The organism is Tsuneonella mangrovi (assembly GCF_002269345.1).
Taxonomy (GTDB): Bacteria; Pseudomonadota; Alphaproteobacteria; order Sphingomonadales; family Sphingomonadaceae; genus Tsuneonella; species Tsuneonella mangrovi.
This window is the reverse complement of sequence record NZ_CP022889.1, coordinates 1,761,688-1,776,342: the sequence shown is the minus strand read 5'-3', so window position 1 is coordinate 1,776,342 and position 14,655 is coordinate 1,761,688. Positions and strand designations below refer to the sequence as shown.

General features: G+C 64.1%; 15 protein-coding genes and 1 tRNA gene. 4 read left to right on the top strand and 12 right to left on the bottom strand.

Going from position 1 to position 14,655, the window contains the following annotated elements; all coding sequences use genetic code 11:
- Nucleotides 1-9 precede the first annotated feature (9 nt).
- The 7 genes from CJO11_RS08695 to CJO11_RS08665 form a co-directional block, all read right to left on the bottom strand.
- Nucleotides 10-1,401, bottom strand: coding sequence for a M48 family metalloprotease (locus tag CJO11_RS08695; RefSeq protein WP_240504391.1), 1,392 nt, complete (start codon nt 1,399-1,401; stop codon nt 10-12).
- A gap of 12 nt (nt 1,402-1,413) precedes the next feature.
- The gene (locus tag CJO11_RS08690; protein WP_095012356.1) at nt 1,414-2,379 is read right to left on the bottom strand and encodes an alpha/beta hydrolase; all 966 of its coding nucleotides are present in this window, start codon (nt 2,377-2,379) and stop codon (nt 1,414-1,416) included.
- A gap of 129 nt (nt 2,380-2,508) precedes the next feature.
- Nucleotides 2,509-4,497 (bottom strand): PAS domain-containing protein, encoded by a 1,989-nt coding sequence (locus CJO11_RS13485; RefSeq protein ID WP_420823136.1) that lies wholly within the window; start codon nt 4,495-4,497, stop codon nt 2,509-2,511.
- 91 nt (nt 4,498-4,588) lie between these two features.
- Nucleotides 4,589-4,993, bottom strand: coding sequence for a DUF2141 domain-containing protein (locus CJO11_RS08680; protein ID WP_240504389.1), 405 nt, complete (start codon nt 4,991-4,993; stop codon nt 4,589-4,591).
- 26 nt (nt 4,994-5,019) lie between these two features.
- Nucleotides 5,020-5,733, bottom strand: coding sequence for a sterol desaturase family protein (locus CJO11_RS08675; RefSeq protein ID WP_095012354.1), 714 nt, complete (start codon nt 5,731-5,733; stop codon nt 5,020-5,022).
- Nucleotides 5,734-5,768: 35 nt separating this feature from the next.
- The gene (locus tag CJO11_RS08670) at nt 5,769-6,287 is read right to left on the bottom strand and encodes an MmcB family DNA repair protein (RefSeq protein ID WP_095012353.1); all 519 of its coding nucleotides are present in this window, start codon (nt 6,285-6,287) and stop codon (nt 5,769-5,771) included.
- Between the two features lie 72 nt (nt 6,288-6,359).
- Nucleotides 6,360-6,761, bottom strand: coding sequence for a hypothetical protein (locus tag CJO11_RS08665; protein ID WP_240504388.1), 402 nt, complete (start codon nt 6,759-6,761; stop codon nt 6,360-6,362).
- Nucleotides 6,762-6,875: 114 nt separating this feature from the next.
- Between CJO11_RS08665 and CJO11_RS08660 the strand changes: the two genes are divergently transcribed.
- Nucleotides 6,876-6,952, top strand: a tRNA-Arg gene (locus tag CJO11_RS08660).
- A 28-nt stretch (nt 6,953-6,980) separates the two neighbouring features.
- Here the strand turns inward: CJO11_RS08660 and CJO11_RS08655 are convergent.
- The gene (locus CJO11_RS08655) at nt 6,981-7,838 is read right to left on the bottom strand and encodes a metallophosphoesterase family protein (protein WP_095012352.1); all 858 of its coding nucleotides are present in this window, start codon (nt 7,836-7,838) and stop codon (nt 6,981-6,983) included.
- Nucleotides 7,839-7,894: 56 nt separating this feature from the next.
- The gene (locus CJO11_RS08650) at nt 7,895-8,161 is read right to left on the bottom strand and encodes a hypothetical protein (RefSeq protein ID WP_095012351.1); all 267 of its coding nucleotides are present in this window, start codon (nt 8,159-8,161) and stop codon (nt 7,895-7,897) included.
- 221 nt (nt 8,162-8,382) lie between these two features.
- Between CJO11_RS08650 and CJO11_RS08645 the strand changes: the two genes are divergently transcribed.
- A complete protein-coding gene (locus CJO11_RS08645; protein ID WP_095012350.1) occupies nt 8,383-8,676 on the top strand; it encodes a UrcA family protein in 294 nt (97 codons plus the stop codon).
- A 126-nt stretch (nt 8,677-8,802) separates the two neighbouring features.
- Here the strand turns inward: CJO11_RS08645 and CJO11_RS08640 are convergent, their stop codons facing one another.
- From CJO11_RS08640 to CJO11_RS08630, 3 genes are all read right to left on the bottom strand, one after another.
- Nucleotides 8,803-9,546 carry a LytR/AlgR family response regulator transcription factor gene (locus tag CJO11_RS08640; RefSeq protein ID WP_095012349.1) on the bottom strand — a complete coding sequence of 248 codons (744 nt, stop codon included), beginning with the start codon at nt 9,544-9,546 and terminating at the stop codon, nt 8,803-8,805.
- A 4-nt stretch (nt 9,547-9,550) separates the two neighbouring features.
- Nucleotides 9,551-10,786: a sensor histidine kinase gene (locus CJO11_RS08635; protein WP_095012348.1), complete on the bottom strand. Its 1,236-nt coding sequence runs from the start codon at nt 10,784-10,786 to the stop codon at nt 9,551-9,553.
- A gap of 89 nt (nt 10,787-10,875) precedes the next feature.
- Entirely contained in the window at nt 10,876-12,402 is a 1,527-nt protein-coding gene (locus CJO11_RS08630) for a fumarate hydratase (RefSeq protein WP_095012347.1), read from the bottom strand.
- A 150-nt stretch (nt 12,403-12,552) separates the two neighbouring features.
- Between CJO11_RS08630 and CJO11_RS08625 the strand changes: the two genes are divergently transcribed.
- A complete protein-coding gene (locus CJO11_RS08625; protein WP_240504387.1) occupies nt 12,553-13,155 on the top strand; it encodes a protein-L-isoaspartate O-methyltransferase family protein in 603 nt (200 codons plus the stop codon).
- A 2-nt stretch (nt 13,156-13,157) separates the two neighbouring features.
- Complete coding sequence (locus tag CJO11_RS08620; RefSeq protein WP_095012346.1) at nt 13,158-14,636, top strand: TolC family outer membrane protein; 1,479 nt, start codon at nt 13,158-13,160, stop codon at nt 14,634-14,636.
- Nucleotides 14,637-14,655: the final 19 nt, after the last annotated feature.

The following is a 14,655-nucleotide window of genomic DNA, read 5'->3' as shown; positions in this document are numbered from 1 at the left end:
CGAAAACCGCTATGAGCGGCCCTTGTTCTGCTCGAGCGCCTGGCGCGCTTCGAACTCGATATCCTGTGCCCGGATCCAGTCGGGCGAATTTTCCGGCAGTCCGGCCTGCGCCGCCTGCGCGCTGCGCAAGGCCTGCATGTACTGGCCGTTCATCGATTGCTGCTCTGCACTTGCCAGCCGGGCGCGTGGCATATCGCCCTTGGCGGCGTAGACCACTCCGAGCTGGTACCATGCGAACGGGTTATCGCGGTCGCGCGCCACGGCATAGCGCAGGACCTGTTCGGCCTCGTCGTAGTGGCTGGGATCTTCGGTCGCTATGAGCGCATGGCCGAACAGCGTGGCGATCAGAGGCGAGTTGTTCGAAAGCTGGGTTGCCTTGCGCAGCGGCGGGATCGCCTCTGCGGGCTTGCCCGATTCGAGCAGGATCTGGCCTTCGAGCTCAAGGAAATACGGATCGTCGGGCTCGGCCTTGATCAGCGCATCGGTCTCGGCGATCGCCTGATCGGTCAGAGCTTCCTTGTGATAGGCATAGGCGCGGGCGTAATGCGCCGGGATCGACTGATCGCTCGGCGGGTAATCGCGCAGCGTCTCCTGCGGAGTGTCGATGTAGCCTTCGAGTTTTGCCTTCACTCGCTGGAAACGCGCCTCGAGCTTGGGATCTTCGGGCGTGTTCCAAGCCGGATCGACTTTGTAGACCTGCTCGAGGTTGGCGATCCGGTCGCCGGTAAGCGGGTGAGTGGAGATGAACTCGTCATCGGGCTTGGGCGAATAGCCATAGCGAAACTGCATGTTCTGCAGCTTCTTGAAGAACGCGATCGAGCCTTTGCCCGAGATTCCCGCCTTGGAGAGAAATGTTGCGCCCGCTGCGTCAGCCGCGCTTTCCTGCCCACGGGTGAAGGCAAGATACTTGCCCAGCGCCGCACGTTGCCCGGCCATCGCCACGCCCATCGCTGCGTCGCCCGCCCCAGCCGCCGCCGCAAGGCCTGCCAACACCAGCGACAGGATAGTCACTCCGGTTGCTTCTTTCGATCCCTGGCTCGCCGCTATCACGTGTCCGCCGGTGATATGGCCCAGCTCGTGCGCAATCACCCCTTGCACTTCGTTCGCGTTGTCGGCCGCGCCGATCAACCCGGAATTGATGTAGACCGTCTGCCCACCGGCGACGAACGCGTTGATCGACGGATCGCCGACCAGCACTACGCTGACGTTGGCCGGGTCGAGCCCGGCGGCCTTGATCAGCGGGGTCGCCAGGTCATGCAGCAGCGCCTCGGTTTCGGCATCTCGCAGGATCGATTGTGCAGCGGCGGGCTGGATCGCCAGCGAAAACGCGGCCAAAACCGCAAGCGCTGCAGCGAGCAGCCGACCAATGTGGCGCATATGCAGGAAGTAGAAGCGGCGCATCGCACGCGGATTCTAGCGGTTTTCGGCCTGAACCGGAACTGAAGCTTGCGCCGAACCCTCCGGATGGTCGGCGCGAACTCGCCCTAGGAAAGCAAGGATTGGATCGAGCACCTTGTCCCCCTGCGCAAACGGCTTGGACAGGGCCATGATAATGCCGGCATGGCTCATCCCGGCAAATTCACGCTCCTCAACCACTCCGCCCTTTGCGCGTAGCGCGGCCGCAAGATTGCGAGCGTTTTTCGGGCGGACGGTTTCATCCGCTGCTCCCTGCAAAAGCAGGATAGGAGGTGCGTCTGCCCGTGCGAAGGTGATCGGCTGGGTCCGCTTGGGATCTGGCGCCTCGCCGAACGCGTTTCGCGCCGAATCCGACGTGAAGGGGTAGAAATCGGTCGGCCCGGCGAGGCTGACGACACCTTCGATCGCCGATTGCGGAACGCCGGCCTTCGCGAGCCATTCAGGATCGAGCGCCAGCATCAAGACGTTGTAGGCTCCGGCCGAATGTCCCATCAAGGCAAAGCGCTTGGCATCCACGCCGTACTTGCCGGCATCGCTGCGGATCCACGCGATTCCGGCTGCACTGTCTTGCAGCATCGCCGGGTATTTTCCTTGAGGGACAAGACGATATCCGACCAGCGCGGTCGCATAACCGTGTTCACCGAGCGTCCGGGCGACGAAGCGATAGTCTTGCGGAGCGCCCGAATGCCACCCCCCGCCGTGGATGAAAGCAACCAGCGGCCAGCCGCCGGAAGGAGGAGTGCCTTCGGGCACCCACAGCTCAACACGTTGCGCAGGATCGGGAGCGTAACGCGCCTGGACCGGGAACGCGACGGCGTGACTGCGCGGAAATGCCGCATCGATCCGATCGAGCAACCCGGCCGAGCTGTTGGCGACCGCCCAGTGCCACAGGCCGAACCCACCAAGGACCAGCCCGAGGAATACGCCGAAGATCATGCCCATGCAGCCGGTCTTCCCGCTCATCGCATTGCGACCTGCGAAGGACGAAAAGGTGCACGATGGGTGTAGCGGTCAGACGATCGGGACATGGCGCGCAGCGCTATACCAGCGCGCCGCGTATCGCCAGCCCGTTCGGGCCAATTGCCTTGAAATTCAGCGCTTGGATGCAGCGACGATCTTGCGCCCGGCCTTTTCGACCATCGGCACATCGTCGGCGATTTCGCCGAGCACAACGACATTGCCTGCGCCGTCGCGGCGAATCATCACCAGCGCGAATTCGGGGCCATCTTCGGCAATGTCCTCGAACCCGAGCGGGGCAATCTTGCGCAGCTTGCGGGCAAGCGCCTCGCGCGGGGTTTCACGCTTGGCCGGAACGCCCGATTCCTCGCGGCGCAGCTGGCGTTCGGCCTCGACGACGCCCTTGAGGCCGCCTTCGGCAGCACCGAGGAAACCTGCGAGTTCGCCGCGCGCGACACCGTTGCGATGCGCATGGGCGAGCACAGCGGCGTATTCGGTCAGCCGGGTCTTGTCGTAATCGGCGCCGAACACGAGCTTGACCACCGGGGTCATCGGCGCGCGATCCTGTATCGTCAGGCCACTGTCGGCCACAAGTTCCGCAAAATCATCGGGCTGCGCGGCTGCGATCAGGCTGACGTCGTAGGCCCGGCCGACTGCGGCATAGAGGGCCTTGCGGCTGCGATCCTCGCTGCTGCTCGCGACCTGTGCGAGTTCGCGCGCTTCGGCAAGGCAATCATACAGTCCGGCATTCGGATCGCTCTCGACGGCGGCAACCGGCTCGGCTTCCTCGGACCCCTCGTCGGACACCGCATCGGTCAGTTCGAACGCTCCCTGTTCGGCGACCTCGTCGGTGGCAGCGTCCTCTTCGTCCTGAATCTCGGCGAGGACCGGCGGTTCGACCGGTCGCTCTTCTGACTGTTCCTGGGCGGCTTCATCCGAACGGACTTCGATTTCGCTCGGCATTTCAGCTTCTGCTTCCGCCGAAAGCTCGAACGGCTCTTCGTCAACCGATTCTTCGAACTGGCCGCCAAGCTCGGGCGCGGGATCATCGGCGACTTCCATCGCCGCCGACAGGTCGAGCGGAACCTTGGCCTTGTGCGTCGGGGCGGGTTCCCTTGCGGGCTGTTCGTCGCGCGGAGCATACGGGTCCACGCCGATCGAGAAACCGGCATCGCCTTCGTTCTCGTCTTCTTCGTCGGCAAACTCGTCCTCTTCGCCGACGTTCACGCCGCCCAGCGAGAGAAGCGAGGCAAAACGGCCGTCGTCTTCATCCTCGTCTTCGCCGGCTTCGATCGCATCGTAGAGGTCGCGCTCGTCGTCCTCTTCGTCTTCTTCGTCGTATTCCGAGGTCTCGGCCGCATCTTCCGAATCTTCATCGAGCAATCCGAACGATGGCGACGGCAAGTCGGCATCGTTGCTCGCGGAAGGCATGGCCGGGACGTGCTGCGACAGGATCGGCGTAGCGAGCGGATCGTTCGCTTCGCTCTCGACCACGTCGGTTGCGTCGGTCGATGCATCTTCGCCCATCAGGGCCTGGTCGATCTCGAGCAGCAGCTCGTCGCTGGTGAGCTGGTCGGCCAGCTCCTTCCAGTTGATCACGCCGTAGATGTAGTCGATCGTTTCGTCGTCGCTCGAATAGGGCAGCAGGATGCCGCGATAGAGAATCGTCGCACCGCGCTGGTTGACGAATTCGGCCTCGAATCCGATCGGGGCCTGGTTGGCGAGGATCTGCATGTAATGGTCGGTAATCCGGCTGAGCAGCGACCGGCTGGGAACGTCGTTGAGTGTCGCCAGGTCCTGGCTCGTCCCGCACTCCTCGGCGAGCTTTTCGCCCAGGAAGCGGATTCCGGGATTCTCGATGCCATTGCCGAAATCGAGCAGGACTGAATAGGGTCCGAAGTCGTCGAGCGTTTCCGGAGCCAGCGATTCAATCGCGGGATAGTTGCGATCGGCGAGCAGGCTGGCCCAATGGTTGTAGGCGCGCACCTGCATCCGCCGCTCGTCCTGCCCGATCGGGCTGGGCGGCAGTTCGCGGCCGGTGTCGTCGCTGTCGACCGGATAATCGTCAGGCTCGTCGTCGTGATCGTGCCCGAAGGATCCGAATTGTCCGCGCAGGTTGTCCATAACCCAGGCGTGCCCCCTCAAATGATGCAGTCGAGGCAGTTCTGGCGATATGTGGTAAAGATCGCGTTAAGGTAATCAGCGCGGCGGCGCGTCAGAGCATGTAGCGGATACGGATCGCCTGAGTGACATCCTTGTCGCCGACGGGAAATTCGGCAGCCGAAAACTTCGGTGGGCCGAATTTGACCGGCGCATCGCGCGAAAATCCGAACCCCTCGCGCGGTATCATCAGTGTCCTGTCCGCCTTGCCGTTGGAATTCTCGTCATGCAGCACTGATATCGCCCACTCGCCGCGGGTGACGTCGGTGAACGTAAAGCGAAGCGGCTCCGCTGCCGGGAGCGACATCCGGCGAGAATCGGGATCCTTGCGGCAATCGGGGAATGCCTTGGCGTCGCGCGTCATGCAGACCCGGACCAGCCCCTTGGCATTGCGCAGCCCGGTAATGTCGATGTTGACCGAAGGCCCCGGAAGTACGGAGGTCGTCGCGGCAACCGCCAACGGGGCAAGAAAGGCAAGGCTGGCGATCACGGCTGCGAAAGCCCCCGATCGGTGCCGCACAGCCGGTCCCAGAAGCGAAAATAGAGCCCGTAGTTGCATGCATATTGCTCGTGATGGCGATTGTGATGGCTGGCAGTTATCAGCCAATCCCCCAACCGCGAATGAACGAATCCGCGGGGAAACATCTCCCAACCCATGTGGTTGGTGACCCCCATCACTGTCATCACCAGCAGCACCAAGCCGAGCATCGCGACGTGGATCGGCACCAGCAGCACCAGCGCCGGGATCACGACCGCGCCGGTGATCGCTTCGTAGGGGTGGAAACTCATCGCCGCCCATGCAGTGGGCGGACGACTGGCATGGTGCACAGCGTGCATTGCGCGAAACCAAGCGGGCCGATGCATCAGGCGATGGGTCCAGTAAAACCAGGTGTCGTGCGCAAGCAGGTAGATCAGCGGCGCGATGGGGAGGTACCACAGCGGATACGCGTCCCAGTGCGTATAGACGCGGGTCCAGCCGTGTGCCTGCCAGCCCCATGCCAGCACGCCTGCCGGGACTCCGTAGATCGCCGCCGAAGCGAGCGACCATCCGATCTCGCTGCGCACCTGGCGACCCTGCCCCGCATAAAGGCCCGGTCGCACCCGCGCGGTGGCCAGCGCGAACAGCCCGCTGAATGCGAGGTATCGCACGGCGACGATTGCCGTCATGGCCAGTGTGGACAGGATGATCGCGACCGCCATGGTAGACCCGGCTTATGCCCGAGGTCGCGCGGCGACTAAAGCCCCGTGCCGGGCCGCTGTCCCCAAACTTCGCCCTGCGGGTCGGCGGCAACGAAGTGACGGCGCAGCGCAGTTCGAGCCAGCCGTTCGATTTCCTTCTTGCGGCGCGCAGCTGCCAGAGCGCAGGTCGGTGCCGGACGAATGATTTCCGCATCGTAATCATCGGCCACGATAACGCCGCACGCATCAGGCCGGAAATCCGCGCTATCGAGGACAGCGCGGTCAATCGAGGGCGGCAATCCCCAGTAGAACCGGTCGCAAAAATCGAGGTAGTCGGGCCACTTGGCATCGCCCAGCAAGTCCGCGCGGCTGACCTTGATCTCGACGATCACGATTTGCCCCTTGGGGTCGATCCCCATCAGGTCTGCCCGGCGCGAATTGCGCAGCGGCATTTCCGCCAGGCACCAGATATCGTTGCGGGCAAACAAGCGGCATATCCCGCGTGCAACGGCCAGCGCATCGAGTGCGTCCGGAGCGGATGCATCGGTCAGCGCGACTGATGGTGAATCGACCATTCGGCGAAATTGGAACAGAACGCGAACTTCGTCAAGCGCGACGGACTTCCCGCGCGTCGGCAGCGTCGGTGATCAGGCCTTGCGCAGCGGCCCCATCGCACCGGTATCCGGCGCAAGCGCAAGCAATGCGGCGCGCGCTTCGCGGAACTCGCGCCAGAGGCAAAGCGCAGCAGGCGTCGGATCCTGGCCGCGCGCGCTCGTCGCGAGCAACGCCTTGAGGCCCGGCTGCATGACTGCCGCAAGATCGGCAACACCTTGTGTCGCCAGTTCGAGCCGCCAACCGCCGAGGTCGCGCACGAGTGCCGGGAAATTGCGAACTTGCGCGGTCGGCCGCTCGGCGGTCAGGCCGGCCAACGCAGCGACAGCAGCGCCGGCATCCTGCAGCGCAGCCCATTGCACGCTCATCACATTCGAGCCGCGCATCGTGCTCGGATCGAAACGTTGCCTTCCCTGGATGTCGGTCATCGCGTTCATGTCACGATTTGCTTACGGCATCGGAATTGCCAAATCGCTAATGTCCGCAAAACGATACGCGATTGGGGCTGGCACACCGCCCGAGGCGATGCTAAGCGGCGCGCCTTCCGGCCTGCACCCGTAGCTCAGCTGGATAGAGCGCTGCCCTCCGAAGGCAGAGGTCACAGGTTCGAATCCTGTCGGGTGCGCCAGTCCAGCGACTATCCTCGAAGCCTGCCGTCACAGCTTACGCCTCTCACCCGGCACTGCGCCGATCGGCGCAACCGGGTCATCCGGGTCGTGCGGCGGAGAAGCATCGTCAGGCACAGCGCGAACCTTCATTGCATCGCCTGGAACATGCTGCAGGCTGCGCACCTTGACCTCCAGGCCCCCCGAAGCGTCGAAGGAAAGCTCGTTGAAGCTCTGCGGTGTCGAACGCAGTCGGTGCGACAAGGTGCCCGCACCGATCATCCGCACCGGGCCATTGGCAGTTTGCTGGACCAGGTCGAACGGATCGTGGACATGGCCCGAGAGGACGGCGGCCACCTTGCGCTTTGCCAGCTCGGCCAATGCCCGGTTGCCGCCGCGGGTCAGCGCAGAGCCGTGGGTGCCGACTTCGACCAGCGGATGATGGGCCGAAACCAGCACTTGCGTGCCCGCAGGCAGCGCATCGATCCGGGCAAGGCATTCGGCCAGCGCCGCGCGAGTGACCCAGCCCTTCGACCAATTGAACCGAAACTGCGCCCGAGCGGTGGTCTTGAGCGGAACCACTGCGATCCCGGGCAGCTCCAGCTCCCGCTGCACCGCGTGCTGGAGCGCATGAAACCGTCGGTAAGGATCGAAGAAGCGCTCGACCGGGTTGAAATAGGGCATGTCATGATTGCCGACATCGATCGCAACCGGCGCATCGAGCGCCCCGATCCAGTCGCGCGCTGCGGCATATTCGCTATGGCGCGCGCGCATCGTCAGGTCGCCGGTGATGATCACCGCGGCGGGCTTGCGAGCGGCAACTTCCTGCGTGACCCACGCCAGCGCCGAACCATTCGTCAGCCCGAAATGGATATCCGAAATGTGGAACAGCAGCGGTCGGTCGGTCATGCTTGCGGACCAAGCAGATCGAGTGGGCCACTGTCGAGCGAAAAGGCGCGGGCCCTTCAGATGCGACGAGAGAGGATCAGCCAGGCGGCGAATGCATTGAGCGCCGAATAGGCGAGATAGACCCACACCAACCACGGCAAGCCGTTCGCCGCCAGCGTCATCGCCGCGAGCAAAACGAGGAATTCGGTCGCCAGCGTCACCCGCCCACCAAGCATGTGCACGAACCACGGCATCCGGCCCAGCAACGGGTGATGGCTTTCGAGTACCGCCTTGTGCATCGCGAAATTGCCGATTCCGAGAAGGAATATCGCTATCAGCGCCATGCACGCGATTGTGCCGCACCGTTCGTCGGCCCGCAATCGCCATTCATCCGGGAAATTCTGCTGCCCGTCGCTGCGCCGCAGCGGCGGTCGGAAGATCGTGGCGCATTGTCGAGGCCTTGATGAAGGCATTCGGCCGACGGCCTACACCAAGACTTGCGGCAAGGCTTCGTCACCCCCCTATCCGGCGCAGCAGTCCGCAAGATTGAAGAGAGGAAGTCCCTATGAAAGCCCCCCTTATCGCACTTGCCGTTGCCGGCAGCCTTGTGGCCGGTTCCCCCGCCTTCGCCGAGACGGTCGCGGTGTCGTATGCCGATCTCAATATTTCCTCGCCCGAGGGCCAGCATGTTCTCGCACATCGCATCCACCGGGCCGCGCTCGAAGTCTGCGACGTTACGGAGCAACTGCCCGCTCTGCGGATCCAGCATTCGCCAAAGGTCGAGTGCTACGACAACGCGGTCGCTTCGGCGAAACTGCAGATCGCTTCTGCCCAACGCGCGCACGCCGCAAACAGCTGAACCCGCATGCCCGCGGGCATGCGGGTTCGCCATGCACAACCGATGGCCCGAACCGGACCCAGTCCCCCCGGTTCGGGCCCTTTGTATGCCTGGCAGCGGCCAATTTGGAGAATTGAGACGCGCCCTTCAGCGCCCGGCCATCGCCTTGACCTGCGGCAAGTAGGTCCGGCCAATGCGCAGTGCCTCGCCGTCCTCGAGCTCGACCGACCACACCCCCAGCCCATCGTGCCGCAGACCGCGGATGCGGTCGCGTCGAAGGATCGTGGAACGATGGATGCGGATGAACTGCGCTGGATCGAGGCGCGCTTCGAGCCCGGCGATCGTCTGCAGAAGCAGGTAGCTGCGACCGCCTTCGGCACCGCCCACGTGTAGGCGCACATAGTCGCGTTCGGCATCGATCCGGCCAACTTGCGCCACTTCGATACGCAGCAGTTCCGAACGATGCGGAACCCACAATTCGTCAAGCCATTCGCTAGCGCTCTCGCGGGTGGATTCATGCCGGGCAAATGCGCGCTCGATCGCCCGACCGAGCCGTGCGGGGGTGACCGGCTTGAGCACGTAATCGACCGCATCGAGATCGAACGCCTCTACCGCGAAGTGCTCGTGCGCCGTCACGAAAATTATCGCCGGCCGCGCTGCGCCCTTGGCCAGCTTGCGCGCCACCGAAAGTCCGTCAACCTCCGGCATCGTCATGTCGAGCAGCACAAGATCGGGCGATAGCGCATCGACCAGCCGCAACGCGGCCGCCCCGTCGCTCGCGGTCCCGACCACATTCAGCCCGTCGAGCTTGGCGCAGATCACCTGCATACGCTCGACTGCGAGCGGCTCGTCATCGACGATCAGGGTGCGCAATTCGGGACGGTCCGTCATGCGCCTATCCATCCTCCCCCAGCGGGAGCCGCAGCTCGGTGCGGTATCCCCCGGGGACAGGGCCCGATTCGATTACCGCGCCCGACCCATAGCGGGCTTCGATCCGGTCGCGCACATTGGCAAGGCCGATCCCGAACCCTGGCTTGCCGCCCGCCGGTACCCCGGGACCATCATCGCTGACGGTCAAGACCAGACGGCCGTATTCAACCCTCGCGGCAAGCGAAATGGTCACCGGCCGGTTGACCGGAGCCACGGCGTACTTGACCGAATTTTCGACCAGTGGCTGGAGGATCATGCCCGGCACGCGCACTTGTTCAAGCGCGCCCGGCAGGTCTACCGCTACCTTGAGGCGGCTGGGGAATCGCACCTGCTCGACCGCCAGGTAGTGTCGCTGGAGATCGAACTCCTCGCCCAGTTCGACATCGACGGTCGCTTCATCGGCAAGGCTGTGACGATAGAAGTTGGACAGCTCCTGGATCATCTCTTCGGCACGTTCGGACTTGCCGGTCATCACCAGTGACGACAGCGAGTTGAGCGCGTTGAACAGGAAATGCGGATTGACCTGATAGCGCAGCGAACGCAGCTCGGCCGCCTTCGCTGCACTCCGGAAGCGGGCTTCGCGCCGTTCAGCGATCCGCGCGCGCTCTACCGCGAGCAGTGCAAAATAGAGCGCCCCCCAGGCAAACAGCAGGAAATAGCGCCCCAGAGCCAGTTCGAGCACCTGCATCCACTGGCTGTCGTCGGTCATCTTCGAAGGGAGCACAACGCGGCCCGATGCGACCGAGTCCGGACCCAGCGGGCCATCGACATCCTGCCCGATATGCGCGGGTGCCTCGATAATCACGTTGCCATCCTTGTCGCGGCGCAAGGTGAAGCCGCGCTTGGCCGCCATCGCTTCCTCGACCTTTTCCTGTACTCCGGCGAACACCAGTTGGTTAACTTCGGCGATCAGCACCGATGCCGGCATGGCGAGGATAAGCGCGGCGGTCACCTGGACTGCTAGCCTGCGCCGGTCGAACATGCGCAGCGCGAGCCACAGCACCAAAGTGATGCCGATTCCCGCCAACGTGACCAGGCCGCGACGCCACAGCAGCTCTTCCTGCAGTTCGAGCCCGATCGCGGCGCGGATCGAAGCGAGCACAAAATAGCACGCCCACAGCCCGGCGATCGATGCCAGCACCGTCCGGAACCGCACCCGCACCGGCGGATCCGTCGTCAAATGAGTCGTATCGTCGGCCATTATCGCCCCCCTAGTGCCCCAGCATGCCTCCCGGGGCCAGCACCCGTGTCGAGCCGAATCGGTGTTTCGTCGAGAGCCTTCGGCCCGATTCAGCCCGTCGGCAGCAAGTTCTCGCGCGCTATCCTTTCCTTCCATCGCGCCGGTGCAAGCTGGTGCACGTTGTGCCCCGCAGCGTCGACCGCGACCGTCACCGGCATATCCTGCACGGTAAATTCGTAGATCGCTTCCATGCCAAGGTCCTCGAACGCAACTACTCGCGATTCCTTGATCGCGCGCGAGACGAGGTAGGCCGCACCGCCAACCGCCATCAGGTACGCGCTCTCGTGCTCGGCGATCACTTCGGTCGCCGCAGGGCCGCGTTCGGCCTTGCCAACACAGGCAAGAAGCCCGTGCTCGAGCATCATCGGCATGAACTTGTCCATCCGCGTGGCTGTCGTCGGCCCCGCCGGGCCGACAATCTCGTCACGCACCGGATCGACCGGACCGACGTAATAGATAACGCGTCCCTCGAAGCTCACCGGGAGCTCTTCGCCGCGGCTGAGCATGTCCTGGATCCGTTTGTGCGCGGCATCGCGACCAGTGAGCATCTTGCCGTTGAGCAAGAGCCGGTCGCCCTGCTGCCAGCTCTTCACTTGCTCGGCAGTCAGCGAATCGAGATCGACCCTTTTTGCCTCCGCGCTCGGCTTCCATTCCACTTGCGGCCAGTCGGCCAGATCGGGCTTTTCGAGGAAGCTCGGCCCCGAGCCGTCGAGCGTGAAGTGCGCGTGGCGCGTAGCGGCACAGTTGGGGATCATCGCCACCGGCTTGTTCGCGGCATGGCATGGCCAGTCGAGGATCTTGACGTCGAGCACGGTTGCCAGCCCGCCCAGCCCTTGCGCGCCGACACCTTGGGCATTGACCTTGTCGAAGATCTCGATCCGCAGTGCCTCGATGTCATTCTGCGGCCCGCGCGCCTTCAGCTGGCCCATGTCGATCGGGTCCATCAGCGATTGTTTGGCGAGCTTGACGCAGTGTTCCGCCGTGCCGCCGATACCGATGCCCAGCATTCCCGGCGGACACCAGCCCGCTCCCATCTGCGGCAACATCTCGAGCACCCAGTCGACGATGTTGTCGCTCGGGTTCATCATCTTGAACTTGGACTTGGCTTCGCTGCCGCCGCCCTTGGCGGCGACATCGATCGACACCGTCTTGCCCGGCACCATTTCAACCGACAGTACCGACGGGGTGTTGTCGCGGGTGTTGCGGCGGGTAAACGCCGGATCAGCCAGCACCGAGGCGCGCAGCGTGTTATCTGGATCGGCATAGGCGCGGCGCACGCCTTCATCGACCACCTCCTGCAGGCTGCGATCGGATTCGAGGCGGCATTCCTGACCCCACTTCACGAATACATTGACGATCCCGGTGTCCTGGCAGATCGGGCGATGGCCCTCGGCGCACATCCGGCTGTTGGTGAGTATCTGCGCGATCGCATCCTTCGCCGCCGCGCCTTGCTCCGCTTCGTAGGCCTCGCCCAACGCACGGATATAGTCCATCGGGTGGTAGTAGGAGATATACTGCAGCGCATCCGCGACGCTCTCGATCAGATCGTCTTCGCGGATCGTCACCAAGTCACTCATCGAAACCAAACTCCTGCTGATCGAATCGCAACAGGCAGATAGGCGCGTGCGCGCTACGCCGTCAAAGCGCTTGGCCTGCAAGGGGCTTTATGCCTAAGAGCGATCCAACCGGCCCGGCCGCACCAGACTTGCTACACAGGTAATCTTCGCATGACCGTTGCAACCCGCCCTGCCCCCGATTTTGCCATTGCCCGCAAAGCGATGGTCGATAGCCAGCTGCGCACCAGCGGCGTCAACGAACCGTGGGTCATCGCCCGCATGGCTGCTGTCCCGCGCGAGGATTTTGTCCCCGACGACAGCAAGGCGGCGGCATATATCGATCGCGCCATCGCGCTTGGCGACGAGCGGATGCTGGCGGCACCGCTGGTCTACGGGCGGATGCTGGCCGAAGCGAAGCCCGCTGCCTCGGACAAGGCGCTGGTGGTCGATGGCGGCAGCGGGTACTTGCCCGCACTGCTCGAGACGCTGGTGGCCTCGGTCGAGGTTGTCTCTCCAGCCGAAGCGGTGGCGGCGTCGCGCAAGCGCGGCAACTTCACTCTGCTGCTGGTCGACGGGGCGATCGAGGAATTCCCGGACGTGCTGGCCAAGCGGCTGGCGGACGATGGACGTGTCGTAACCGGCCTGATGTCCCGCGGCGTCTCCCGGCTCGCGGTGGGGCGCAAGGCTGCTGGCACAGTGGCGCTGCTGCCGCTGGCCGAGATCGGCATCCCCCGGTTGGCCGAGTTCGACAAGGTAGCGGGCTGGAGCTTCTGACAATGAAGCATACCCTCAAGACAGCGGCGCTGCTCGCCGGAGCGGTGGTAATTGCCGGACCGGCCCATGCCGAGACGCTGCGCGATGCGCTCGAAGCAGCCTATCGCACCAACCCGACACTCGAAGGTGCCCGCGCCGGACAGCGCGCGACCGACGAAAGCGTGCCGATCCAGAAGTCGTCTGCCCGCCCCAAGCTGGAAACCACCGGACAGTATATCGAATACGTCAAGTCGAGTTCGACCAGCTTCATCGCCCCAAAGCGGAGCCTCAACGGAAGCCTCAATCTCTCGGTGCCGATCTATTCGGGTGGTGCGGTCAAGAACGGCATCAAGGCGGCCGAAACCCGCGTACAGGCCGGAGAAGCAGGGTTGCGCGGGACCGAATCCTCGGTGTTCAGCCAAGTCGTTGCGGCATACATGGACGTTATCCGCACCGAAGCGCTCGTCGCGCTGGCGAAGAACCAGGTCAAGGTCTTGACAGTCAACCTCAAGTCGACCTCCGACCGGTTCGAAATCGGCGACCTTACACGAACCGACGTTGCGCAATCGCAGTCGCGCCTTTCCTCCGCGCAAAGCGACCTCGAGAGCGCCCAGTCCAACCTGATCGCCGCGCGGGAGAACTATATCGCAGTCGTCGGCAAGGCTCCCGACAACCTTGAAGCGCCACCGCCGCTACCGGGCATGCCCGACAGTGTCGATGAAGCGGTCAAGACCGCGCTTTCGGACAACCCCGACCTCGTCGCAGCGCGCGAACAGGCGCGCGCTGCCGGCTACGACATCAAGGCGGCCGGGGCCGGTCGACTGCCGACGGTCTCGCTGTTCACCAGCGGAACTTACAACGACTATCTCGGCTCGCTGAAGAGCGACCAGCCGGGCGTCAGTTTCCCGCAAGTCTCGACCGCGGTGCAGGCCGGTGTCCAGCTGAGCCTGCCGCTGTACCAGGGCGGGCGGCCAGCTGCACAACAACGCCAGGCACAGGCCCGTGCATCGCAAGCGCTCGAGCAGGAAGTCGGCGCCGAACGCAGCGTGATCTCGCAAGTCCGCTCGGCCTATGCCAGCTGGCAGGCGGCACAGGCGATCATCGCCAGCAGCGAAGAGTCGATCAAGGCAGCATCGCTCAGCCTCGAAGGGGTCAAGGCAGAGAACTCGGTCGGCAACCGCACGATCCTCGATATCCTCAACGCCGAACAGGAACTGGTCCAGGCGCGTGCGCAGCTGGTGACCGCGCGACGCAATGCCTACGTCGCCGGGTTCTCGTTGCTCGCGGCGATGGGCCATGCCGAAGCGCGCGACCTTGGGCTGGGCGACGACGGTCCGCTTTACGATCCGGCGGTCTACTACGATCGGGTCAAGAACAAGATCTCCGATTGGGCCCACGATCCCGATCCGGTCGCGCAATCGACGCGGACCGTTGACATCCCGGCCGCCGGAGCGGAGATTCCGCCTGCGCTCGAATCGCAAGCCGACACGTCGGGCAAGTGATTCGAACGGGTTAATAGGG

Coding starts and splice junctions, on each gene's coding strand:
- CJO11_RS08695 (WP_240504391.1), bottom strand. CDS start 1,401: ATGCGCCGCTTCTACTTCCTGCATATGCGCCACATTGGTCGGCTGCTC.
- CJO11_RS08690 (WP_095012356.1), bottom strand. CDS start 2,379: ATGAGCGGGAAGACCGGCTGCATGGGCATGATCTTCGGCGTATTCCTC.
- CJO11_RS13485 (WP_420823136.1), bottom strand. CDS start 4,497: ATGGACAACCTGCGCGGACAATTCGGATCCTTCGGGCACGATCACGAC.
- CJO11_RS08675 (WP_095012354.1), bottom strand. CDS start 5,733: ATGGCGGTCGCGATCATCCTGTCCACACTGGCCATGACGGCAATCGTC.
- CJO11_RS08670 (WP_095012353.1), bottom strand. CDS start 6,287: ATGGTCGATTCACCATCAGTCGCGCTGACCGATGCATCCGCTCCGGAC.
- CJO11_RS08665 (WP_240504388.1), bottom strand. CDS start 6,761: ATGAACGCGATGACCGACATCCAGGGAAGGCAACGTTTCGATCCGAGC.
- CJO11_RS08655 (WP_095012352.1), bottom strand. CDS start 7,838: ATGACCGACCGACCGCTGCTGTTCCACATTTCGGATATCCATTTCGGG.
- CJO11_RS08650 (WP_095012351.1), bottom strand. CDS start 8,161: ATGGCGCTGATAGCGATATTCCTTCTCGGAATCGGCAATTTCGCGATG.
- CJO11_RS08645 (WP_095012350.1), top strand. CDS start 8,383: ATGAAAGCCCCCCTTATCGCACTTGCCGTTGCCGGCAGCCTTGTGGCC.
- CJO11_RS08640 (WP_095012349.1), bottom strand. CDS start 9,546: ATGACGGACCGTCCCGAATTGCGCACCCTGATCGTCGATGACGAGCCG.
- CJO11_RS08635 (WP_095012348.1), bottom strand. CDS start 10,786: ATGGCCGACGATACGACTCATTTGACGACGGATCCGCCGGTGCGGGTG.
- CJO11_RS08630 (WP_095012347.1), bottom strand. CDS start 12,402: ATGAGTGACTTGGTGACGATCCGCGAAGACGATCTGATCGAGAGCGTC.
- CJO11_RS08625 (WP_240504387.1), top strand. CDS start 12,553: ATGACCGTTGCAACCCGCCCTGCCCCCGATTTTGCCATTGCCCGCAAA.
- CJO11_RS08620 (WP_095012346.1), top strand. CDS start 13,158: ATGAAGCATACCCTCAAGACAGCGGCGCTGCTCGCCGGAGCGGTGGTA.